The following is a 23,439-nucleotide window of genomic DNA, read 5'->3' as shown; positions in this document are numbered from 1 at the left end:
CTCTCACTAATTTGGCGCAGTGAGAGAGGGAGCCTTTCTCGAGCTGTAATTCTTCAGACTCTTGGAAGTTTGAGTGAAGCATTTTCGATAATCTTGCTGATTCCGTTACTTAAACTGATGGATCCTAGTCAAAAGGTCATTAATCTATCGCTCGCAAACACGCCGTTTCAAGAGATTTTTGGTAACCAGCTTACTCTGAGTCTTCCGGTGATACTTTTGGTATTTGTAGCATTGGTAGTGATCCGAACATTCTTGTTAGAGTTTAGGGAGCGTTATAATTCCAAAGTTACATTTGGTTTTGTCTGGGCGTTCCAACATCGCTTGTTCGGCGCGGTCACAATGACGCGATGGGATGTGATAAGCCAATATAGAACATCCGATATGTCCCAAGCCCTAACCTCCAATGTTGATCGATTGATGATTTCACTCAACTTGCTGCTGCAGTTTTTCCAATCATTGATTATGATAATGATCTTTGCGACCTTATCCTTTTTCATTTCCTGGCAGATGACAAGTGCGGCCCTAATAATTGGAGCATTGTTAGTATTGTTGGCTTATCCGATGCGCCGTAAATCTTTTGAACATGGACAGCATATCGCAAACCATCGACGAAGCGAGTATAAGGTCGTTGAATCATTCCTACAGGGGCTCCGCACTGCAAAAACCTTCGGTCTCGAAAAGAGACTCCTCCTGTCAATGTCTGAGGTTTTGGATCGAATTTATAACCAGAACGTAACGTTTATGTCCCTGCGAGCACGGACCGCGACCGTGTATCAAATATCAATGTCGATAGCGCTTGCAGCCTTTATTTATTTCGCTTTGGTGGTACAATCAGCAAGTCTAGCGATAATAATAACATTGCTATTTCTTTTCATGCGCCTTGCTCCAAGGATCATGGCTTTGCATACGCTAACACAAGATTTTTTATCTAACGTCGGTGCCATTGGCTCCATGTTGGCCCTCCTACAGAGATGCGAAGAAAATACCGAAATTTTGTCAACTTCAGACAATATCCGTCCAATCGTTTTTGAAAATGAAATCCAGTTGGACAATCTCGGTTTTTCCTATCCCGGTAGTTCGGAACCAGCGCTTGAAGGAATATCTGCTTGCATCAGGGCAAAGCAGATCACCGCAATTGTGGGTCCGAGCGGTAGCGGTAAATCTACGTTGGTAGATATTATCATGGCTCTGCTTTCTCCTTCCCATGGTTCTATATTTGTTGATGGCGAAAAACTGGACGTGTCGCAGCGACATGCTTGGCAAGAGAATATCGCATTTGTCCCTCAGGACACGTTTCTTTTCAATGAAACCGTCGCTGAAAACCTTAGGATCGCCAGCCCGGAAGCATCCGATACGGAATTATGGTCCGTGCTGAAGCAGGCTGATGCAGACGACATGGTTAGAAGAAAACCCGGCGGCCTTCAGTTCACCGTGGGCGATCGCGGTCTTAACCTTTCTGGAGGCGAAAGGCAGCGCATTGCTCTGGCCCGTGCATTGCTACGCCAACCAAAATTGCTAATTCTCGACGAAGCTACGAGCGGGCTTGACTGGCAAAGCGAGGACAGAATTATCAAAGCGATTAAATCTCTAAAACATGAGATGGCTATCGTCATTATAGCCCATCGAAGTACCATGATAAGATTCGCGGACCATGTAATCTCTCTCGGTGATGAACCGCTGTCAAAAGGAAGAGATGCGTCTCAATCCGTTACAGAGGATTCCAGCTATCTTCGGGAAATGATAGACGCGGACCGACTTTAGCGTTAGTTTGCGTTTCTACGAGATCAAGCGCCAACTGGGTAGCGATGACGGCATGACAATTTAGAGAGGAACTTGAGTCATGAATGACTCATTGGAAAATTCTATAGCAAAGTCGGGCGGAGCGGCACCCAAAAATAATGCGCATGATCATGATGGTCTTCACGACAATTTAAGAAGTACGGATCTAAATAGCCCTGAATCGCAACAGGGGCAGAACATGCAGGCTTCGATTACGGAAACAATGACCACGAGTTCGAGTGGTAAGGGCGTAAATTGGATTTGGTGGTTAGGCGCATTGTCCGTCGGCGTGGTCGCTTGGATAGCAATTTTCCTGTTTTTTGGCCTTTTTTAACCCAATTAGTAATTTGATCGAGTAGATCAATTATCAATAGATTCCCGTAGAAAACTTAGGCCGCTGCTATCTAGATGATTATAATTCAGGGTTTTTTTGCCAAAATAGTTTGAGCATGATGAAGCGTCCTAAACCATATATCACTTCTTCAGGACCAGCAGGTTTCTTATCCCAGCACCAAAGTAAATAGCCCGTCAAAATGTAAACAATGAAGGATACCGATACTCCCGCGGCGGTGGATAGGAGTAGTGCAAGCCAGCTATCATTGATGACGAAATATTGCATCGTCGTAGCGACGCACGCAATCAAACTTCCATTTATGAAATTGCGTTTGTGGATAGAAATCTGAGTTAGAATAGACGCAGCCAGCATTTTTTTGGTAAGAATGGCGATTATGATCAGACGACAAGCTGCTGCGAGGGCACTTGCTGTCAAAGCCCCATATATACCATATTCTTTTATCGCCAATATGAGAATTGTCACCCTGATAACCAGCTCCACAGAGCTAGCGATTGAGACCGTTTTGAGCTGCCTCATAACGATAGCAATCGGAGCATATGCGTGGGTTGGCAGTCCTATCAACGCGATGATGGAAAAATATCTTAGAATGTAAATCGCTTCCGACCAATTCTTGTCAAACAACAGATTGATGATGCTTTCCGCATATATGCTGGTGACGATCAGAACGGGCATTGCAATGAGCATTAGCGCCTGAGAGGATTTCAAATAGGCCTCCGCCAACCGTTTTTTATCTTTCAATTTGGCAAAAGATGCATTGATTGGACGCAATATCGGAGCAATCAAAATCTGTTGTGGTAAACTCGCTAAATTTGCCGCCATTGTATATTTACCGAATGTTCCAACGGGAATATATCCACCTAAAATCAGCCGATCGACTTGCCAGTTCACCGCCGATAAAGTCTGGTTTAATGTACTCCATCCCAAAATATCTGAAAATTGATCGAATCTTTTCAGCGATAATCGCGGCTTATAAGGTGCGTAAAAATAGGAGAAACTGGTCAAGATTATCGGCGCAAACAGCGTCATTATTGCAATGGCCCAGTAGCTTTTGGTAGTAAACGCAACACTTATGCCGACAATAAAAGCAACAAGTTTGCCAATTAAATCCCCGGTCGAACTAAGTCGGTAGTCTAATCGCCGTTGAAATAGAAAGGATCTTGGACTGACCAGGCCGCGAATTGCGGGTGCAAATGCAAGCACCCAGAATAAGTTTATTAGTCGGGGGTCACCATAAAATGCCGAAACCGGGTATCCGAGGATAATGATTAGTAAAGCAACCAAAGCTCCACGCAGAAACGACAAAGTGAATGCTGTATCACAGATTATTTTAGACGCCCGTTTGGCGCGGATTATACCTGTTCCAATGGGCACATCGAAAATTTTCTCAACAATCAGCACTAAAGTCATCGCCATTGCGACAAGACCAAAATCTGCTGGAGTCAGTAAACGTGCCAGCACGATTAGTGCTACAAGATCTATAAGCTTCGCAAACAGATTTGCGAGCACAACAATACCGCTTGCCGAAGCGGTGTCTTTTGAAACTTGGCCGTTATTGCGGGACAATGCGGGTTGACCTTTGGTTTTGATTATTGGCGACTAGCGGCTCAGTGCACAGCATCAGGAAGATTTTGTATCAGTCATCAGTTTTACAAAGCAGGTTTTCCGCATCTTTAAACAGTCTGACATTTTCAAATTGGTCTAACATGCTGCTATTGTAGATCGCTTCAATTTTAAAATAGCTTCCTGTCACGACATTTACCTGCCTGTTGCAAAGACATCCCGCTATTGAAACATGCAAACGGTCTGTGTTGATGCACTCATATTGGGCAACCCGATGTACAAAAATATCAGCCGGGCTCATGTGATTGCCGCCCAAACTCAAATCTACATTGCTAGCGGGTAGAATATTATCAATAAGTGCTGGCGTCAGGACAAGTTTCCCACCACGAAAACCAACATTAATTTCGAGGTGTGGGATATCATAGTCATGAAAGAAAGCTTTGGTGGCATGCCGAATAAGGCCATCACCAAAGTTTCCAGGATTTGGGACATAGATTATTTGCCGCCCATTGGCTTTCTCTCTTATTGTGGCGGCTAGCTTATCGAATTCATCAATCATCTTTCAGAACGCTCCCCGCCAAACTAATTGGACCATCATAAAGCTGTTCAACAAACATAATATTCGGGCGCAAAATGAACGGCGAAGCGTAAAACGATACGCAATAATATCGCTCTCACCCGCTTGAGCAAGCCCGCATTCTATTACAACCGCGCGAACAGGGTTTTCATCGATAACAGCAATATGCAATTGCGACTCCGAAAAAGGGAGAAACTATCAGTAGTGTAACGCCTTTTTGTTCGCAGTTGCAACATGCACGATGGGGGAGCGAGCTATTACGGCCGAATAGGGGGAAGGGGAGGGAAATTTGCCCATAATGTTGTTAATAATGGATCCTTTTTGTCAAAAGCACGCCTTTCCGGAATATTAGGCCGTTAACCATTTACGAAATTTTATTCTTTGGCTGTCTAAAAGCGCAATTCGCCTCTTAGTTTTGGTGGCGACCCTAGGAAATTTAATGCGCGTACTGACTTGCCTATATCACGAACATAATCTCTGGATTGTAGCTTTGGCTGCTGTGATGTGCTTCGTCGGTTCTCTAACATCAATAAAACTATTCCAGCGCACCTTAACTGAAACAGGTGCGGCACGGTACCAGTGGTGCTTTCTATCCGCTGTCACCGCAGGTTCAGCAATTTGGGCGACGCACTTTATCGCGATGCTCGGCTACCGCCCCGAAGTTCCGGTAACACTGGACGGACCTCTGACATTATTGTCAGCGCTGATCGCCGTTGGAGGAACTGCAGTAGGCCTGTCAGTCGCCTCTGCACGTAACCGGGTAATAGCTGTTCTTACGGGCGGCGGGATTATCGGATTGTCGATAGCTGCGATGCATTATGTTGGAATGTTCGCATATCGCGCCGACGGGATTGTTAAATGGTTGCCGGAATATGTGATCGCTTCGCTTTTTATGGCTGTTATCCTTTCCTCACTCGTCATCGACCAAGTGAGAAAAATTGGTATGTCGAAGAAAATCGGTTTGCCTTCCGGATTGCTCGTTGCGGCCATTGTCAGCCTGCATTTTACCGGTATGGCAGCCTTTACCGTTGCCCCACTTCCAGGCGTGCAAGCAGGCGCTGACAGCGAAGTCTTTACGGCATTGGCGGGGGCAATCGCGATGGTCGCGTTGATCATTATCGGCGCCGGAGTTTCGACCCATTTGGTAGAAGGACGGACAAGGTCGGAATCTCAGGACCAGCTTCAATATATAGCGCTACATGATGCATTAACCGAAGTGGCCAATCGCCGGGCCTTCGCAGAAGCCCTGGAGGTCGAATGCGACAGGCTTAATAAATATGGACGTCCGTTCGCATTGCTAATGATAGATCTGGACAGATTTAAGCCTATTAATGATACACTCGGCCACCCGGTTGGAGATGTTGTTCTTCAAAAAGTTGCTTTGCGCCTGCGCCGCGCGGTCCGCAACGGGGACATGGTCGCAAGGATTGGCGGGGACGAGTTTGCAGTCATTGCTTATGGGCTCACCTCGGAAGATGAATCACATGCTTTGGCAGGACGGATTGTCGAAATTCTGAGGCGACCTTTTATTATACAAGGACAAGTCGCCGAATTAGGGGCAAGCGTTGGGGTCAGTCTCGCTCCGGCTCATGGGAATGACCACGAAACGCTCGTGCAGAACACGGACGTTGCATTATATACTGCAAAACGGGCGGATGAGCGCGGATACCGCTTATTCGAACCATCCATGCAGGAAATCATACAACGCCGCCGTTTCCTCGAGGCTGATCTCCGCCGGGCTTGCATGCGCGAAGACTTCAAGATCGCCTATCAACCCATTATAGACTCTGCCACTGGCGCCTTTACCGGGGCCGAAGCATTATTACGTTGGACTTGCCCGAAACGGGGTGAAGTTGAGCCATCTGAATTTATTCCGATTGCAGAAGAGTTGGGACTGATTTCGCGAATTGGTGCAGGGGTTCTTAAACAAGCCTGCTTTGATGCGGCTTCGTGGCCTAAGCATCTTGATCTAGCAGTCAATATTTCGCCCGTTCAATTGCTCGATCCGCGCTTGCCCCAGACAGTTATGCAAGCATTAGAGGATTCTGGTTTGCCAGCTACGCGTCTGGAACTTGAAATTACCGAAACCGCGCTGCTCGGAAATGACGAAATTGTTATGCGCACGCTCACCAAGCTGCGCGAATTCGGCATTCGTATTTCGCTGGATGATTTCGGAACAGGATATTCGTCGCTAAGTTATCTGCACCGCTTTCCTATTACCCGGATTAAAATCGATAAATCTTTTGTGCAGCGTTTGCCTACAGACGCTGGCAGCGCGTCAATTGTTCGGGCGATCGCCCAACTTGGCGAAAGTCTCCAGATGAAAATAACGGCAGAAGGCATCGAAACCGATGAACAAATGGCGTTTATCACCGAGCACGGATGTAATGATGTGCAAGGTTTTTTGATCAGCCGACCGATAAACGCATCCGCCGTTGAGAACCTGTTCCGCAGCGAAAAAGGCAAGGCTGCAGCATGAACGCATTCACCTCCCACAAGCAATTCTCGCGGCTTCTCTATACCAGCGCACTCGACATCGGTCACACAGGTGAACGACCGGAGCAAACTGCTCGCAAAATAGCGGAAGGCTCTGCAGCACATAACCGATTGTCCGACCTGACCGGTAGCTTAGTCTTCGTCGATGGTGCGTTCATCCAAATCCTAGAAGGCCCGCCTGACGAAGTGGAAAAAACCTTCGAACGTATTTGCTGTGATTTTAGGCACGTCGATGTGCGGTTGATTGACTTCATCAATGTTTCCGAACGATTATTTGAGGATTGGGACATGGCTTGTCTTTGTGAGGATAAAGACACATCGTTGGCGCTGCGGGACGGATTGCAAGAAATCCGTTTTCTGGTCGGAATCAACGCAAGCCAAGCCATGCTTCAAATGCGCAACCTGCTTGATAATCAATCAATTGCGGGCAACGCTCGCAATTCAACCGCTATTTAGCCGTGGTTTTGGCGTTTATACTTACATATTGGTGAGCTTTTACAAATTCATTCGCGCAGTATGAACTGTCATATGCCAGGGATTCAAGTGTAGGCACCGGCATTCACAAATGCATCGGCATTGCCCAGTTCGCAGGCTTTAAAAAACTGCTGCGGGCCAAACGGTATAGCTCGTTTCTTCGAATTATCGTTCTCCATAGCACCTATCTGGATGACGATTAAAATGGAGGGCCTCGCACAGCGATCGGCAGCATAGGCTGCGCAGAGTAATTTATAAATGTCCAAGCGCCAACGACGCCAAGCCGTGGCAGGCATCGCCGTTGCGCAACATACAGCCTCCCACAAATTGTTCGCGTGCTTTTCTGTCGTTCTCGACGAATGCTTCGATCCACTTTTCTAGTAGAATACCGTTCTTCAAGTTCTGGTCCCTGCGTTCGATCTTGTGCTGTGTTTGCAGATGGAAGGGCGCACCGTACACATGGTTCATTTAAGCTAGTCAGCTATTTCGCCATTCTTTTTATAATATGTATCGAGGATAAATACGATCAGCCAGCTGAAACTGTATTTCAAAGAACACAATCATCCTATTTCCCTTCAACATTGTTCCAATCTCAATGGAGCATTGCGCTCGAAAGCTTGCAATACATATAGGGAATTCCCCTTAAGAACTCAGGAGCTTATGCTTTTTCAAGAAAAAGCACGAGCTTCGGTATTTGTTCGAGCATTCCCGTTGACGTTGTAAGCAGCAGCCATGGCGTGCCGCAGATTCTTTAAAACCATCTGTAGCTAGGGTCGGTGCAAGAGTTGGATCGCCCGATCCTCAAACCGGCAAGACAAAATAGGCAACATCAAAACCAAAATGCAGGCCACGTCTGCCACAGTAATTGCGCTACAGAAGCGAGGCGAAGGTATAACGCTAGACGAACTTTCCAAATCAATCAAGGAGCAAAGCCATAGCGCCCAGGCCTTTTTAACGAACCATGGTAAGAACAGATTTGTGTAAACGCGCGAACAGCAGTCGGCATGAATAGCAATTGCTCAGCGCGAATAGTTATCCACAAAAAAAGGGCTCATTCGCTTTTCCATGGAACTTGTTGTCCTAGCATCATTCAGATCGCAAGGCATCGATCGGATTCAGCTTTGCCGCTCGCCGTGCGGGAAAATATCCGAAAACGACCCCGATTATCGCAGAGAACAGAAAGCTGATCACATTGATCTGGATATCAAATTGAAAATCCAGTCCCATCAGTGGAGCTGCAACAATACCTACGATTAACGCGAGAAATATTCCAATCAGTCCGCCGAGGCTGGACAAAACAATCGATTCAACCAAAAACTGCATCATCACTTCTCGGCCGAGCGCGCCAATCGCTAGCCTGATTCCGATTTCCCGCGTTCTTTCGGTTACGCTTACGAGCATGATATTCATAATGCCGATGCCGCCAACCAACAGGCTGACAGCCGCGACCGCTCCCAATAAGGTGGTCAATATGCCAACTGTGCCGGACACCGTGTCGGAAATCTGCTTGGCATCCAGGACGTTGAAATCATCTTCTTCGTCTGGCCCCAGATTGCGACGTTCCCGCAGAAGGGAAACCATTGATTCTTTCACCGCGCTTGTCTCATAGGCAGGATCAAGGCCAATCATGATCGAGTTGATATCCTGATTGCCGATCATCTGTCTCTGGACAGCCTTTAGCGGCATGATAACCGTGTCATCCTGGTCCCCGCCAAAACCACTTTGGCCACGTTTTTCCAGCACGCCGATAACCTGGCAGCTCACTCCCTTAATGCGAAAGTCCTGGCCAACAGGATCGGCATCCTGAAACAGATTTTCAACGATGGTGGAACCAATCACGCAGACGCTTTTGCCAGCCTGCTCCTCTTCTGCGGAAAAATTGCGTCCCTCGGCCAACTCCCATTTCCGAGCGATGAAGAAATTATTGGTCGTGCCGTTGATCGTGGTTGTCCAGTTTTGCGCGTTTCGGATGGCTGCTCCGCTGGTCCGGACCTGACCGGTTACCGCAGTGACACCGCCAATCTGTTCAGCAATGGCGTTGACGTCGGCTTGTTTGAATAACGGAGGCGCTTCGCCAGCGCCGCTTCCCCCACCAGGACTGGATCGCTGTCCGGGAGATACCTGCAGCAGGTCAGAACCCAGGGCGCTTATGGATGTCTTGATTGCCTCTGTAGCTCCATTGCCCAACGTGACCATGGTTATCACAGATAATACGCCGATCATAATACCCAACAGGGTCAGAAAAGAGCGTAAGAGGTGTCGCCGGATTGCGCGGAATGCCAATAGAAAAGTGGTCGACAGCATCAGTGTTGTTCCACGCGTTCGACTAGGCCATCCTTAAAGACAACAATTTTATGGGCAAATGCAGCGAGTTCAGATTCGTGGGTGACCATAATGATGGTAATGCCGCGTTCTTTGTTGAACTGTGTCAGTAGCTCCATGATTTCCACTGATCGTTCGCTATCCAGGTTGCCGGTCGGTTCGTCCGCTAGCAGCACAGTCGGCTCCGTGACGATGGCGCGGGCGATGGCAACACGTTGTTGCTGGCCACCGGACAGTTCGTTCGGCGTATGATCCGCCCACGGAACAAGGCCGACGCTATCAAGGGCCGCCAACGCCAATTTTCGCCTCTGAGCCGGACTTTCACCTCTGTAAAGCAATGGCAGTTCAACATTTTCGAGTGCCGACGTCCGGGGCAAAAGATTAAACCCCTGAAAAACAAAGCCAAGATAGCGTCTGCGCAGCAAGGCACGTTGATCAACATTGAGCGATTCGATCGGCACACCCTTGAAAAAATAGGAACCGGTGGTTTGCACATCCAGGCACCCCACAATATTCATCATTGTCGATTTGCCTGATCCGCTGGCCCCCATGATGGCGACAAAATCACCTTCATTTATGGCCATATTGACGCCCTTAAGCGCCTGGAAAGCAGCTTCTCCTTCACCAAATGTCTTTGTGATATCGATCAGCTTGATTATCGGCTCGCTCATTCTGCTGCTTTTGCCTTTTGGCCAGTCACTACACGCTGTCCAATCTTAAGACCTTTCCCCGTTATAGCAGTTTGACGACCATTGCTTTGCCCTGTCACTACCGTGACCTTTTGCAATTTGTCATCGTCGCCCAGCACATAAATTGTCTGTCGGCTTCCCACTCCAATTTCGGTTTCCTGCGTGACATGGGTTCCATCCGAGCGTGGCGGGGAAAATCCAAAGCCGCTGCTTTCTTCAGGCTCCTGATCCTTCGGAGGAATATAGCGTAGCGCTGCATTGGGTATCATCAGCACGTCTTTTTCCCCACTTGTCCGGATTGTTGCGGTCGCGGTCATCCCCGGCCTCAATTTCAGATCGTCATTGTTGAAATTGAGAAGGGCCGTATAGGAAACGACATCCGACGTAGATGCGGTGCTCGTGCTTGAACTGCCCGAAAGATTGGTTGAACCAAGATTCACCCTTAAAATTGTCGCGGGAAATTTCTCGCCCGGATAGGCATCGACTGTAAAGCTACCGCTCTGTCCTGTTTGCACTTGCCCGACATCGGCCTCATCAACGGCGACTTCAAGCTGCATACGGGACAGGTCTTCGGCGATAATGAAAAGTGATGGAGTGTTGAAAGACGCCTGCACAGTCTGCCCCGGATCAACCAAGCGTTTCAGCACCACGCCGGAGACGGGCGCTCGAATGGTCGCGCGTGATAGCTGTGTCCTGTTGGAAGATAATTCGGCTTGCGCGGCAATAACATTGGCCCGGGCAGAATTTAACGAGCCTATGGCCCTAGCCACTACGGCTTGCTGAGCAGCCATTTCCGTTTCTGAAGGCACCTGGCCATTTGACAAGCGATTGACTTCCTGCAGCCGCCGTAATTGTGCCTGCGCCTCGTCCAGCGTAGCGTGGGCGCTGACAGCCGATGCCTGGCTGGCGGCCAGCGATGCTTGCGATTGCTTGACGATATCGTTGAGACGATCCGTATCGATCATGGCGATGACCTGTCCCTTCGACACCCGGTCATTGACATCAACCAGAACTTTTCTGACAATGCCCGAAATCTCTGAACCGACTTCTACCTGCTCTGTTGGAGCAAGATTTCCGGTGGCGGTTACATTCACCGTGATGTCACCGCGCTTGACAGTATCCGTTACATATTCAACGCCATTCTCGCCAAAGAACAGCCGGCTGACGAAAAGGACGAACAGGAAGATTGCCACCGCCAGCAGTGCCCATTTTCCATAACGCCATATTGGCGAGGGTTCCGGGGTTTCGAGAAATTCATCCAGATTTGCAGTTTCGCCAGATGCGTTCATTTCGAGGCCTCTTCATTATTGGCATTTTGAGGCACTGACTGCCATCCGCCGCCCAATGCAAGATATAGCTGAATCGCCGAAGTCAGTCGATCGGCCTGTGCAATGGCAAGGCTGTCATTTGCCGACAGCAAGCTGCGTTCGGATTCCAATAACCGTTGAAAGTCGATCAATCCGGCGCGATAATTGGCGCGTGTCAAAATCGCGGCATTGTTGGATGCTGTACTCTGATCCGAAAATGCTGAAATGCGCGCCTCCGCTGTGCGCCGGTATTTGGCGGCATTTTCCACTTCTTCCAGAGCATTCAATATCGCCGAACGATAGGCCGCAAATGCGCCGTCTGCAGCCGCGACCTGTGACCGCACCGCTGACCTTCGGCTTCCTGCATCAAAAATGCTGTGCGCGATTGATGCGAAAAGTCCGCCGGTCAGTATATCAGTGAGATTACCAAAATCACTTGATATGGACCCGATATTTCCCGTGAGCGTCAATGATGGAAATAATTGGGCCTGAGCGACGCCGATCCGTGCAGTGGCTGCAGCAAGATCGCGCTCGGAAGAGAGGATATCCGGGCGTTGGCGCAATATGTCTGCCGGAGCGCCTTTCGCGATAAATTCCGGGACAGCAGGCAGGCGGGCATCAGTGTCCAGCAAGCCGTCAACGGCACCGGGAGCCTGTCCGGTGAGTACAGCCAAGCGGTAACGCGCCGCCGCCTTTGACTGTTCCAAAAGTGGGATTATAGCAGCGGTTTGCGCTCTTTGCGCCTTGGCTTGCTCGACATCGACCGATGAAACCAGTCCAGCCTGAGCGCGCCATTTTGCGATCTGCAAATTGCTTTCCTGATTTCGAAGGCTCTCCTCGGCAATGCGGAGGCGGTCCTGCAAAGACCGAGCTGAAACATAGTTGCGCGCCAATTCCGCAGCAATCAATGTCCGGACGTTAGCAAGACTGTATCCCGCTGATTGGTAAGAGGCAAAGGTCGCCTGTTTTGATCGTTTCAGACCGCCAAAGATATCTGCGCTCCAGCTGGCATCGATTGAGCGCGAGAAGGACCAGCTATCAGGCGCATCGGAATTGAAGTTCCTACCACTACTGCTGAAGAAATTAATGGCCGGCAGTTGATCAGCGCCGGATTGAACCAGCGATTCCCTAGCCTGGGTGACCCGCGCCACCGATTGTGCGAGATCGAGATTTTCTGATAGTGCCGTGTCGATTAATTCCTCAAGCACCGGGTCATTAAACCGGGACCACCATTCAGATATATCGGCAGTTGAAATCCCGTCATTCCCGCCCACATACTCATCGGGCACCGCGAGATCGGTTGTCGAATGCGGGTGATAATCTGGACCTCGTGTGCACCCTGCCAGAAACAGGGCAGCGATAATTATCGAACGAGAAATTTGAGACATCATTTCGTTATGCGAAGCCTCATATATCGACTTTCTCGATCCATTTTGACCACATTAAACATCATTTCTTCATTTCCTTGGGACGTTTCGATTTTGTGATTTTTTACTGGCGCCGGTCGATGCATGATCCATAATATCAAATCCTAAACGATCCAACCGTTTCGAAATTCTGCAGGCCTCAATTATATCGTTTATTTTATCGATGAGGATCAATATTCTATAATCTTGATATCGTTATTAGCCGCAACCATGGTCGACTTCCCTAAGTAGATTCCCGGGTCAGAGGATTTGAACCATATGGCCAAATCTAATAGCCAACTAGTGGATTCATAGTCCCGTAGACCAGTTCGTCCAAGTAATATGATACACTAAGCCGGTTCCAGCGTTTTGTCCGCTACGTGCATCAACACATCTCAAAAATCCATGACCCCTTATTTCGCCCGTGCATGCACGGGAACTGCGGTTGCAGGGCCAATCAGTTGGGATGAACTGTAGGACTATGACAGCATCAGACATTTCGGGATTGTGAATACCGGCAAATAGATTAACCGTAATTGCCCAACGTTTAAAATATCCTATCGGTCGTTGAGTTCGGATTTAAAAAGACCGGATTTCGGCAAACTCTCGACCATAGCCGTTGGTGCCGCATTTATCTAACAAACGACTATAGGGAGCTCAAGCTCGACTGAGTAGTGGGCTGGCGGACAGGGTGGGATTCGAACCCACGGAGAGCTTGCACCCTCGCCGGTTTTCAAGACCGGTTCATTCGACCACTCTGACACCTGTCCGCTCTAGCCGACCGCCTCCTAACGTCCTCTTTTTGAAAGCGCAAAGATTTTATGCTTATTGCATTCACCCAGTTGAAAAATGGTGATATTTTTGTCCATCAGGTAAGTTGGTGCTCTCCTGCGATATATGGGGATTCCCTTTAGGGTCAATATGTGCGACAACATGTTGAAGAAGGGAAGTTTTTCATGCGTTTTACCATTGCGATAGCTTGTAGCGCTCTTGCATTTTTTAACCTGCCATCGTCATCAGGCGACAATAGCGCCATGGCACAGGAAAATTCTGGCTTTGATAACTATATGCAAGAAGTAGGGCGCAAGGCTTTGCAAGAGGGCGTTAGTCAGCGGACTTTAAACACAGTTTTGCCAAGCTTGACCCATAATCCCCGAGTCATCCAACTGGATCAATCACAGCCGGGTGGTGAACCTAATAGCGCCATCCCTCCATTTGCACCCTATAAGAGCCGGCACGTTGACGCGGCGCGGATTAACGGTGGAAAGTCCAAATATCGTCAGCTCAATGCCACATTAACAGAGGTTGAGCGCGAAACCGGCGTCCCTGGTCCGATTATCATGGCCATCTATGGGCATGAAACCAATTATGGCGGCTATACCGGTGATTTTGATATTCCAAGATCATTGGCAACACTAGCCTATGAAGGTCGACGGCGGGCGTTGTTCGAAGCGGAATTTATGGCGGTCCTTAAAATGATCGATCGGGGCGTTCCCCAATCGGCCATGAAGGGCAGTTGGGCAGGGGCCATGGGCAAGCCGCAATTTCTTCCTTCGGTATATCTCAGGCTGGCGAAAGATGGCAGCGGAGACGGCTATGCCGACATCTGGAACAGCGAAGCGGATGCAGTGGCCTCTATCGCCAATTATTTTGTCCACGCCGGCTGGCGGCGCGGTGAACCATGGGGGATCGCAGTACGGGTTCCATCGTCTCTCAACCGTGAAGCAGTCAAAAACCGGACGCAGGCTGTACGGTGCCCGCGGGTGCATGAACGGCACAGTCAGTGGAAAACCATGGCGGAATGGCGCGCGCTGGGTGTTACTCCAAGTGCTGGGCATCAATTAAGGGATGACGTGTTGGCGACGTTGCTGGAGCCTGATGGCCCCAATCAGACCGCTTATCTTCTTACCGGTAATTACCGCGTCATTCTGGATTATAATTGTTCAAATTTTTACGGATTATCAGTGGGGCTGTTAGCAGATGAAATTCGCAGTTAAATTATTAAGTGTCGGCACATTAGCAGCATTGCTAAGCAGTTGCGGCACGATAGACGGGGTTAATGACAATGCAAATATGCCAGTTCGCCCTGCAAAACCGGGCTCTGGCTATGTAGCGGTATCAGATTATCCGGTTAAAATAGGAGAGCCCTATAAAATAGCGGGTAAGACCTACACGCCCGAAGATGTTTCCAGCTATGATGATGTTGGATATGCAAGCTGGTATGGGCAAGAGCTTGTTGGAATCCAGACGGCCAATGGCGAACCATTTAATCCAAACGGGATTACTGCCGCTCATAAAACACTGCCCCTACCCAGCTATGTTGAAGTAACTGCGCTGGATACTGGCCGGACCATATTGGTCAGAGTGAATGATCGCGGCCCTTTTTCCAATGACCGGTTGATTGACCTGTCTCATGGCGCCGCCAAGCAGCTTGGCATAGACCAGCATGGCGTGGCTGGTGTGCGCGTACGTAAAGTTAATCCTAACGAGCAGGAACGCGAAGTGTTGCGCAAAGGTGGTGTTGCAACCGAACGGATCGGCACACCGGATTCCTTGCTAGCGATCCTGCGAAAAAATTTAGCAAAGCTGCCGATGCCAAAGGCGCAAGTTCAGCAAGCCAATGTTTCAACCGAAACAAAAGCTAATAATAGCGGTATCGGAGCATCCTATGTTGCGCCATCGGGTACGGCACCTTCTAAGTCGGGATCGCGCGACGGTAAGTTTATCGTCGAAGGTCCAAAAACATCTGTCGCCTTTACAAAACCGCTTGAAAAGCAGAGTTCAGCCACTTCATCCGGTGACTATGTTGTTCAGGTCGCCGCCTTTTCCGAGAAGCGCAGAGCCGATAAAATGGCACGCCAAATCGGTGCAAAGGTGGAGTCTGATGGTAGCGGAAAAATCTGGCGGGTACGCTATGGCCCTTATGCCAGCGAAGATGAAGCTAAAGCCGGACTGGCACAGGCGCAAAAGCATGGCTATAGCGGTGCAAGACTCCTGCGCGCCGGAAATTAGAATCCGACGATAAGGACTGCATGCACACATCTGATTGGGAACCGGGAATTTAATGAACAAGATCTTTTGGGCTTCATTGCCGCTTATTGTACTTTCTTCTGCTGTCATAGCGGCCCCTACTTATGAAACCGACGCCCCGATAGCTTATATGACCGACGTGTCATCTGGCGCGATATTGTTTGAACGGAATGCCGATAAACAAATCCCGCCGGCATCGATGGCAAAGATGATGACCGTCTATGTTGCGTTTGACCAAATTCAAAAGGGCAAGCTGAAGCTTGATCAAAAAGTAAAAATCCAGACGGCAACATGGCAAAAATGGACGGGGCAGGGGTCGACCATGTTTCTGGGCGTTAATGATCAACCAACTGTGACCGACCTTCTTCACGGAATCATCACATTGTCGGGCAATGATGCCAGTGTAGTTCTTGCTGAAGCGATTGGCGGAACCGAAGATAATTTTGCTGTCTTGATGACCAAAACCGCTAAACGAATCGGCATGAAAAACAGCCGTTTCGGTAACAGCACAGGCTGGCCGGATGAGGGCAAGACTATGGTGACGGCTCGCGATTTGGGTATTTTGGGTGCACGGCTGGCTGACGATTTTCCAAAGCTCTACAAAGACTTCTTCGGATTGACCGAATTTACATGGGGAAAAACCAATAGCGGAGAACCCATCACGCAGCCCAATCGCAACCCCCTGTTGGGTAAAATCGATGGCGCGGATGGCCTGAAAACCGGACATACAGAAGAAGCGGGCTACGGCTTTACTGGATCAGCGGAACAAAAAGGTCGCCGGATCGTATCCGTGCTCGCGGGGCTGGACAGCTATGGCGGACGCAGTAGCGAATCCGTGAAGTTTATGAACTGGGGTTTCAACGCTTGGGAAGCAAAATCCTTGTTCAAAAAAGGAGCACAGGTTCAAACTGCTGAAGTCCAAATGGGTGATTCCTCAACCGTAGAGCTGGTTGCACCAAAAGATCTATCCGCTACTTTGCCAAAGGGTTCTGACGGAAAGCTTACAATGAAGGTTGTTTATAACGGACCTATCAAAGCTCCCATCGCCAAAGGTCAACGGATCGCGACGTTGTTAGTCTCCACCGGTGATGCTGGCACACAGAGAATGCCTCTTGTTGCCGGTGAAGCAGTTGAAGAAGCTGGTTTTTTTGACCGGATATGGGCGGGGCTTAAATCTTTACTTGGTATGGCGTGACGGGACGTTTCATCAGTCTGGAAGGCGGAGAGGGGACTGGAAAGTCCACGCAGGCAAAAGCTTTGTCTGCAGCCTTAGAAGCTAAGGGTCTTAAAGTTCATCTCACCCGCGAACCGGGAGGTACTCCGGGTGCGGAAATCATTCGTGACCTGCTGTTAAGCGGCCATGATGAAAAATGGAATATGCGAACCGAAGCGTTATTATTTGCCGCTGCCCGTTCTGAACATTGCGCAGCCCTCATCAAGCCGGCGCTAGAGCGCGGTGAATGGATTATTAGCGACCGTTATATTGACAGTAGCCGGGCGTATCAAAGCGTTGGCGGGCAGTTGAGCGATGAAGATATTATGGCGTTGCACCATGTTGGTAGTCAAAACCTGATGCCGGATAGAACCTTCATACTTGATCTACCGGAAAATATCGCGGCCCGCCGCGCCGAGGCCAGAGATCGCGGCGACAGTGATCGTATTGGCGGCCGTGGTAGAGATTATCATCACGCCGTTATGACCAAATTCCGTCACTATGCCGATGAAGAACCTGATCGGGTGAAGCTTATCGATGCAGCGCAATCACCCGAAGATGTCACTCAGAATTTATTGCGCAACCTATCCGACCTGATGGATTGACGGCATGACGTCATTTGTTGGCCAGGATAAAGCAGAGCGCATTTTTCGGCAGTCCTTTGATAAGGGAAAGCTGCATCATGCCTGGATATTAGCCGGTCCGAAAGGGCTAGGTAAAGCTGGGTTTGCAAAACAAGCAGCACAGTTTTTGCTCGATTCCGTTGAAGGAATCATGCCGCAAGAAAATGGCTTCCATCTTGATAAACAAAGTCAGGGCGCGAAACTTCTCGCTGCCGGCAGCCATCCGGACTTCAGGCTGATTCAGCGTGGAGGAAAAACGGACAAGGAAGATAAAAAGGCGCGAGAAGACGGCGTCGATGCACTGGAAGAGCATGAATTAAAGCGTAATATTTCTATCGCGCAGATCCGGAACCTACAGTCTCTCTTTGCGACCCAGTCATCCATTTCAACCTATCGCGTCGTCGTAATTGATGCGATTGACGATCTGGAGCGCGGTGGTGCCAATGCGTTACTTAAAAACCTTGAGGAACCGCCGAAGGATACGATTTTCTTGCTGGTTAGCCACGCACCGGAACGCCTATTGCCGACGATCCGGTCGCGCTGTCAGATATTGCGCTTTGATCCGCTGGATGACGACCAGATGCGACATGTCCTCACCAATATTGCGCCCAAACTGGATGACAAGGAGCGCGACGCGCTGATCGCAGCGGGGGAGGGATCTCCCGGGCGGTCATTACAATATATTGATGCCGGTTTGGCGGAACTCGAAACCCTCGCCCGCGATATCATGCGAACCGGCGATAAAAATAATCAGATCAAGAGCGATCTAGCACGCAAATTGTCGCTAAAGGCCGCCACTGTCCGTTATCAGGCGTTCCTATCCCGCGCACCCAGTCTTATGGCGCAGCATATAAAGTCTGCAGGCAATAAGCGGAGTGGCAATGCTATTGAGCTTTGGCGTGAGGCTAGTGATCTTGCCGCTATGGCTTCACCCAAGGCGCTCGACAATCAAGCTGTAATATTTCGCCTCGGCAGTCTGATGGGATCGCTTGCCCATCTTGATGAGCGCGCATAAAGAGAAGCGATAAACGGCAGGTTTTTGCCGGGATTCGGGAAAGCAATTCATGTCTAAACCTTTTTATATCACTACGGCGATCAGCTATCCTAATGGACCGCCGCATATTGGCCATGCCTACGAAGCCATTGCGACAGATGCCATTGCACGGTTCCAGCGCCTATCGGGCCGTGAAGTCCGTTTTCAGACAGGGACTGACGAACATGGTCTAAAAATGGCCCAAGCCGCCGCCGCCAAAGGTATTGCTCCCCAAGACCTGGCCGACGAAATGGCCAATCAATTCATCGTGATGTGCGACAAACTCAATGTTTCCTATGATCGCTTCATGCGCACGACCGAAGCGGAGCATCATAACGCCAGCCAAACGATTTGGCAGGCGATGGAAGCTAAGGGCGACCTGTATCTAGACAAATATGAGGGCTGGTACTCTGTCCGGGACGAGGCCTATTATGACGAAAGCGAACTGATCGATGCGGAAGGCGCGGGTGGCAATAAAGAGAAACTTTCTCCGCAAGGCACCCCGGTGGAATGGACAGTTGAGGAAAGCTGGTTTTTCCGATTGTCCAAATATCAAGAACCGTTGCTCAAACTCTTTAAGGATAGGCCTGAATTTTTGATGCCGGATAGCCGCCGGAATGAAATGGTCAAATTTATCGAAGGCGGACTGAACGATCTGTCCGTTTCGCGCACCAGCTTTGATTGGGGCGTAAAGGTTCCAGGCAGCGAAAACCATGTGATGTATGTCTGGGTCGATGCGCTAACTAACTATCTGACGGGTCTTGGCTATCCTGAGGAAACCGACCTTTATCCAAAATTTTGGAGCGAAGGCGGTGATATGGCCCATATTATCGGCAAGGATATTGTCCGCTTCCATACCATTTATTGGCCTGCCTTCCTGATGAGCGCAAATTTGCCGCTTCCCAAGCAGGTATTCGGCCATGGCTTTCTCCTCAACCGGGGAGAGAAAATGTCGAAGTCTGTCGGCAATGTAGTAGATCCAATTGCCTTGGCTGATGCCTTCGGTGTAGATCAATTGCGCTATTTTCTATTATCCGAAGTGGTTTTCGGTAAAGATGGTACCTATTCAGCAGAAATGATCGTCACCAAAACAAATGCCGATCTAGCCAATAATTTCGGCAATCTCGCACAGCGTAGCCTGTCGATGATTGCCAAAAATTGTGATGGTAAAGTACCCGAAGCCGGACCAAAAACCGATGCAGAAGAACAGCTTGTCAGCGATTTGACGGCCTGCTTCTCCAATATCGAGGTATTGATGAACAATGGCGAATTTCCTATTCATGCCGCCATTGATCTGCTGCGTGAACGGTTAAGCGCCACTAATCAATATTTCGCAGATCAGGCCCCTTGGGCGCTGCGCAAAACCGACCCAGGGCGTGCAGACACAGTGCTTTATTATACCGCTGAATCCATTCGCCAGCTGGCGATCATGCTACGCTGGGTCATTCCGGAAAGCTGTGACAAAATGCTCGATCTGTTAGGACAAGATATGGATAAGCGTGATTTTGCCCATATGACCAATGCTATAATGTCTGGCCTAACGCTTCCGGCGCCAAGCGGCATTTTCCCGCGTCTGGAAATGCCCGAGGCCGAAGGGCAGGGATAAGCGATGCTCGTCGATAGCCATTGTCATCTCAATTATAAGGGTTTGGTGGAAGAGCAGGGCGCCGTTCTGGATCGTGCGCGGCAAAGCGGCGTGACTGCCATGCTCAACATATCCACACGGGAAAGTGAATGGCGCGATATTGTCGCGACGGCAGAACGCGAAAACGATGTCTGGGCGAGCATCGGAATCCATCCCCATGAAGCCGACGCGCATCCCTATATTGATCTCACGAAGCTGATCGAGGAAGCGGCGCATGAACGCGTTATCGCGATCGGAGAAACCGGCCTCGATTATTATTATGATCATAGCGACCGTGATCGTCAAAGGCAGAGCTTCCGCACACATATTCAGGCAGCGCGAGAAACCGGACTACCGATTATTGTACATACCCGTGATGCGGAGGAAGATACCGCAGCGATCATGGCAGAGGAAATGGAGCAGGGCGCTTTTACTGGTGTGATCCATTGTTTCACAGCGAGCGAAGACTTTGCTTATAAAGCGCTGGATTTGGGACTATATATTTCCATTTCCGGCATTGTAACCTTTAAAAATGCCAAAGATCTGCAAGCTACAGCCGCCAAATTCCCGTTGGATCGCCTGTTGGTAGAAACGGACGCACCTTTTTTGGCACCCGTCCCCCATCGCGGTAAGACAGGGGAGCCTGCATTTGTCGCGGATACAGCCAGATTTCTCGCTGAGCTTCGTGGTGAGGATTATTCTGAGCTTTGCGAGGCAACAGCACGGAATTTTTATAGCTTATTTAACAAAGCGCACCCCTAACCTTGGCGCTAAAGCTCACCATCCTCGGCTGCGGTACCTCATCCGGGGTTCCGCGAATTGGAAATGACTGGGGTGATTGCGATCCCAATGAACCGAAAAACCGGCGGAGCAGGGTGTCTATCATAGTTGAAAGCCCGACCACCCGTATTTTGGTCGATACATCTCCCGATTTGCGGGCACAATTTCTTGCATGTAATATTGGTTATATCGATAATGTGATCTGGACTCATGATCATGCCGATCATTGCCATGGTATTGATGATTTGCGGCAGGTTTTTAATAGAAAACGTGAGCCCATTCCCGCCTATGCGCGGCCATTTGCGTTAGACAGTTTGAAGCAACGCTTTGCCTATGCTTTTGACGGACACCAATATTATCCTTCCATTTGCGATGGTCGTTCGCTCGAAAACGAAATGCAAATAGGCGACATCATCGTTAAAATTGTCGATCAGCCACATGGTAGCATAACATCCGCAGGATTACGGTTCGAACATGCCGGCGCGTCGATTTGCTATGCAACCGACTTTGGCGAAGTCACTGATGGAATGTGCAAACTATTCAACCATTGCGATATATTTGTCGTCGATGCTTTGCGTCAGGAACCTCATCCTACTCACGCCCATCTCGGCATGACCCTAGATCTGATAGAATCTACAAAACCGGAATTGAGCCTGTTGACCCATATGGATAAATCAATGGATTACCGCCATCTATGCTCTATTTTGCCAGAAATGATCAGGCCAGCTTATGATGGACTTGTGGTAGAGATTTGAACGTGACCGAAGATCAGAATCTAAACCTAGTTTTTGCGGTCGGCGCGTTAGTGTTGATCGGCAGTGTTTTATTTTCCCGCCGCATTGGTTTGGAAGAAATTGTCCGGACGGCATTAAGCTGGGTCGTAATATTTGCGCTTTTTATTCTGGCTTTTTCTTATCAGCATGAACTGGTTGGCGTGTGGAACAAGGTCACCGGCGAGCTGACTGGAGCCAGCGAGCAGCAAGTTGTGGGTGATACTCTTATAATTCGTTTATCTCCCGACGGACATTATTGGGCTGACGCAGAGGTAAACGGCATGTCCGTCCGCTTCTTAATTGACAGCGGAGCGACGACGACGGCGATGAATTTGAAAACCGCCGAAGCCGCAAATGTTCAGATTAATGACGGTGGATTCCCAACTTATCTTGATACCGCCAACGGCACCGTAAAAGCGCAGCGCGGGAGCATCCAGACATTGAAAGTTGGCTCCATGACAGCATCTGGATTACCCATCGTGGTGGCCGAAGCGTTTGGGAATTCCAATGTGCTGGGAATGAATTTTCTGTCCGAGCTGGCTAGTTGGCGGGTTGAAGGGCAGGAAATGATTTTAACACCACCTTCACCAAATTAATGATATTAATTTAACATAATATATATTATCAACCTAATGGACAAAAGGAAAGATGGACAGTGATCGAGCCCCTTCTCAATATTATGCGCCAGCTGCGAGATCCTGAAACAGGCTGTGAGTGGGATAAGGTGCAAACTTTTGAGTCAGTGGCGCCATATACGATCGAAGAAGCCTATGAAGTGGCAGATGCAATTCAGCGTCAGGACTTAGTCGGTCTAAAAGACGAACTTGGTGATCTATTGTTGCAAGTCGTTTTTCACAGCCAGATTGCCTCTGATGACGGCCATTTTTCTTTTACAGATGTTGTCTCTGCAATTTGTGAGAAAATGACCCGTCGGCATCCGCATATTTTTAGCGAAACCAAGGAAAGCCCCGGATGGGAACAGCTAAAGGCAGCAGAGCGCGCAGAAACTGGAAAATCCAGTGCCTTGGATGGAGTCGCTTTGGCCCTACCCGCGCTCCTTCGGGCCCAAAAAATCCAGAAACGCGCTTCACGGGTCGGATTTGACTGGCCTGACAAGGCTCCCGTAAAGGCAAAGCTTTTAGAAGAGCTACAGGAAGTGGAAGAGGCGATAAATCAGGCGGACATCCATGAAGAAATTGGTGATCTTCTTTTTTCAGCAGTTAATCTTTCGCGTCATTATGGAGTTGATGCCGAACAGGCGCTAATGGACGCAACGCGTAAATTTTCCATACGATTCAATAAAGTAGAAGAAACTTCTCCACGCCACATGAAAGAAATGTCGATCGACGAACTGGAAATAGAATGGCAAAAGGCGAAGTCCACAACGTAAAGCCATAA

General features: G+C 49.2%; 20 protein-coding genes and 1 tRNA gene. 14 read left to right on the top strand and 7 right to left on the bottom strand.

The window, feature by feature from the left end; genetic code table 11:
• The first annotated feature begins 69 nt into the window (after window positions 1-69).
• Together V7676_RS04025 and V7676_RS04020 are read left to right on the top strand one after the other, a co-directional pair.
• Window positions 70-1,761, top strand: a complete 1,692-nt coding sequence (locus tag V7676_RS04025; protein WP_335658358.1) for an ABC transporter ATP-binding protein — start codon at window positions 70-72, stop codon at window positions 1,759-1,761.
• 79 nt (window positions 1,762-1,840) lie between these two features.
• Window positions 1,841-2,113 carry a hypothetical protein gene (locus tag V7676_RS04020; RefSeq protein WP_335658357.1) on the top strand — a complete coding sequence of 91 codons (273 nt, stop codon included), beginning with the start codon at window positions 1,841-1,843 and terminating at the stop codon, window positions 2,111-2,113.
• A 78-nt stretch (window positions 2,114-2,191) separates the two neighbouring features.
• Here V7676_RS04020 and V7676_RS04015 read toward each other — a convergent pair whose 3' ends face one another.
• Window positions 2,192-3,697 carry an oligosaccharide flippase family protein gene (locus tag V7676_RS04015; RefSeq protein WP_335658356.1) on the bottom strand — a complete coding sequence of 502 codons (1,506 nt, stop codon included), beginning with the start codon at window positions 3,695-3,697 and terminating at the stop codon, window positions 2,192-2,194.
• 70 nt (window positions 3,698-3,767) lie between these two features.
• Window positions 3,768-4,253: a hypothetical protein gene (locus V7676_RS04010; RefSeq protein ID WP_335658355.1), complete on the bottom strand. Its 486-nt coding sequence runs from the start codon at window positions 4,251-4,253 to the stop codon at window positions 3,768-3,770.
• Between the two features lie 457 nt (window positions 4,254-4,710).
• Here V7676_RS04010 and V7676_RS04005 point away from each other — a divergent pair, with 457 nt between their 5' ends.
• Together V7676_RS04005 and V7676_RS04000 are read left to right on the top strand one after the other, a co-directional pair.
• Window positions 4,711-6,750, top strand: a complete 2,040-nt coding sequence (locus V7676_RS04005) for a putative bifunctional diguanylate cyclase/phosphodiesterase (RefSeq protein ID WP_335658354.1) — start codon at window positions 4,711-4,713, stop codon at window positions 6,748-6,750.
• The gene (locus tag V7676_RS04000; protein WP_335658353.1) at window positions 6,747-7,223 is read left to right on the top strand and encodes a BLUF domain-containing protein; all 477 of its coding nucleotides are present in this window, start codon (window positions 6,747-6,749) and stop codon (window positions 7,221-7,223) included. The genes V7676_RS04005 and V7676_RS04000 overlap by 4 nt, the downstream gene beginning before the upstream one ends.
• A gap of 1,104 nt (window positions 7,224-8,327) precedes the next feature.
• Here V7676_RS04000 and V7676_RS03995 read toward each other — a convergent pair.
• The 5 genes from V7676_RS03995 to V7676_RS03975 all read right to left on the bottom strand — a co-directional run bounded on the left by V7676_RS03995 (window position 8,328) and on the right by V7676_RS03975 (window position 13,735).
• Entirely contained in the window at window positions 8,328-9,545 is a 1,218-nt protein-coding gene (locus V7676_RS03995) for an ABC transporter permease (protein ID WP_335658352.1), read from the bottom strand.
• Entirely contained in the window at window positions 9,545-10,234 is a 690-nt protein-coding gene (locus tag V7676_RS03990) for an ABC transporter ATP-binding protein (protein WP_335658351.1), read from the bottom strand. The genes V7676_RS03995 and V7676_RS03990 overlap by 1 nt, the downstream gene beginning before the upstream one ends.
• Window positions 10,231-11,541 (bottom strand): efflux RND transporter periplasmic adaptor subunit, encoded by a 1,311-nt coding sequence (locus tag V7676_RS03985; RefSeq protein ID WP_335658350.1) that lies wholly within the window; start codon window positions 11,539-11,541, stop codon window positions 10,231-10,233. Before V7676_RS03985 ends, V7676_RS03990 begins: the two co-directional genes overlap by 4 nt.
• The gene (locus tag V7676_RS03980; RefSeq protein ID WP_335658349.1) at window positions 11,538-12,950 is read right to left on the bottom strand and encodes an efflux transporter outer membrane subunit; all 1,413 of its coding nucleotides are present in this window, start codon (window positions 12,948-12,950) and stop codon (window positions 11,538-11,540) included. The genes V7676_RS03985 and V7676_RS03980 overlap by 4 nt, the downstream gene beginning before the upstream one ends.
• 695 nt (window positions 12,951-13,645) lie before the next feature.
• A tRNA-Ser gene (locus V7676_RS03975) sits at window positions 13,646-13,735 on the bottom strand.
• 264 nt (window positions 13,736-13,999) lie between these two features.
• Between V7676_RS03975 and V7676_RS03970 the strand changes: the two genes are divergently transcribed.
• Genes V7676_RS03970 through mazG form a run of 10 tightly spaced genes read left to right on the top strand, consistent with a single transcriptional unit; the run spans window position 14,000 to window position 23,431 of the window.
• On the top strand, window positions 14,000-14,962 hold the full coding sequence (locus V7676_RS03970) for a lytic murein transglycosylase (protein ID WP_335658904.1): 963 nt from the start codon (window positions 14,000-14,002) through the stop codon (window positions 14,960-14,962).
• Complete coding sequence (locus V7676_RS03965) at window positions 14,946-15,977, top strand: septal ring lytic transglycosylase RlpA family protein (RefSeq protein ID WP_335658348.1); 1,032 nt, start codon at window positions 14,946-14,948, stop codon at window positions 15,975-15,977. The genes V7676_RS03970 and V7676_RS03965 overlap by 17 nt, the downstream gene beginning before the upstream one ends.
• A 52-nt stretch (window positions 15,978-16,029) precedes the next feature.
• Window positions 16,030-17,190 carry a D-alanyl-D-alanine carboxypeptidase family protein gene (locus V7676_RS03960; protein ID WP_335658347.1) on the top strand — a complete coding sequence of 387 codons (1,161 nt, stop codon included), beginning with the start codon at window positions 16,030-16,032 and terminating at the stop codon, window positions 17,188-17,190.
• Window positions 17,187-17,813, top strand: a complete 627-nt coding sequence (gene tmk / locus V7676_RS03955) for a dTMP kinase (RefSeq protein ID WP_335658346.1) — start codon at window positions 17,187-17,189, stop codon at window positions 17,811-17,813. The genes V7676_RS03960 and tmk overlap by 4 nt, the downstream gene beginning before the upstream one ends.
• 4 nt (window positions 17,814-17,817) lie before the next feature.
• Entirely contained in the window at window positions 17,818-18,846 is a 1,029-nt protein-coding gene (locus V7676_RS03950; RefSeq protein WP_335658345.1) for an AAA family ATPase, read from the top strand.
• A 49-nt stretch (window positions 18,847-18,895) separates the two neighbouring features.
• Window positions 18,896-20,470 carry a methionine--tRNA ligase gene (gene metG, locus V7676_RS03945; RefSeq protein ID WP_335658344.1) on the top strand — a complete coding sequence of 525 codons (1,575 nt, stop codon included), beginning with the start codon at window positions 18,896-18,898 and terminating at the stop codon, window positions 20,468-20,470.
• A 3-nt stretch (window positions 20,471-20,473) separates the two neighbouring features.
• Entirely contained in the window at window positions 20,474-21,250 is a 777-nt protein-coding gene (locus V7676_RS03940; RefSeq protein WP_335658343.1) for a TatD family hydrolase, read from the top strand.
• Window positions 21,251-21,252: 2 nt separating this feature from the next.
• A complete protein-coding gene (locus V7676_RS03935) occupies window positions 21,253-22,023 on the top strand; it encodes an MBL fold metallo-hydrolase (protein ID WP_335658342.1) in 771 nt (256 codons plus the stop codon).
• Between the two features lie 2 nt (window positions 22,024-22,025).
• Window positions 22,026-22,637 (top strand): retropepsin-like aspartic protease family protein, encoded by a 612-nt coding sequence (locus V7676_RS03930; RefSeq protein ID WP_335658341.1) that lies wholly within the window; start codon window positions 22,026-22,028, stop codon window positions 22,635-22,637.
• 59 nt (window positions 22,638-22,696) lie between these two features.
• A complete protein-coding gene (mazG, locus tag V7676_RS03925) occupies window positions 22,697-23,431 on the top strand; it encodes a nucleoside triphosphate pyrophosphohydrolase (protein ID WP_335658340.1) in 735 nt (244 codons plus the stop codon).
• Window positions 23,432-23,439: the final 8 nt, after the last annotated feature.

It is taken from the genome of Parasphingorhabdus sp., assembly GCF_036963805.1.
Taxonomy (GTDB): Bacteria; Pseudomonadota; Alphaproteobacteria; order Sphingomonadales; family Sphingomonadaceae; genus Parasphingorhabdus.
The sequence above is the reverse complement of the archived record's forward strand: the minus strand, read 5'-3'. Positions and strand labels throughout refer to the sequence as shown.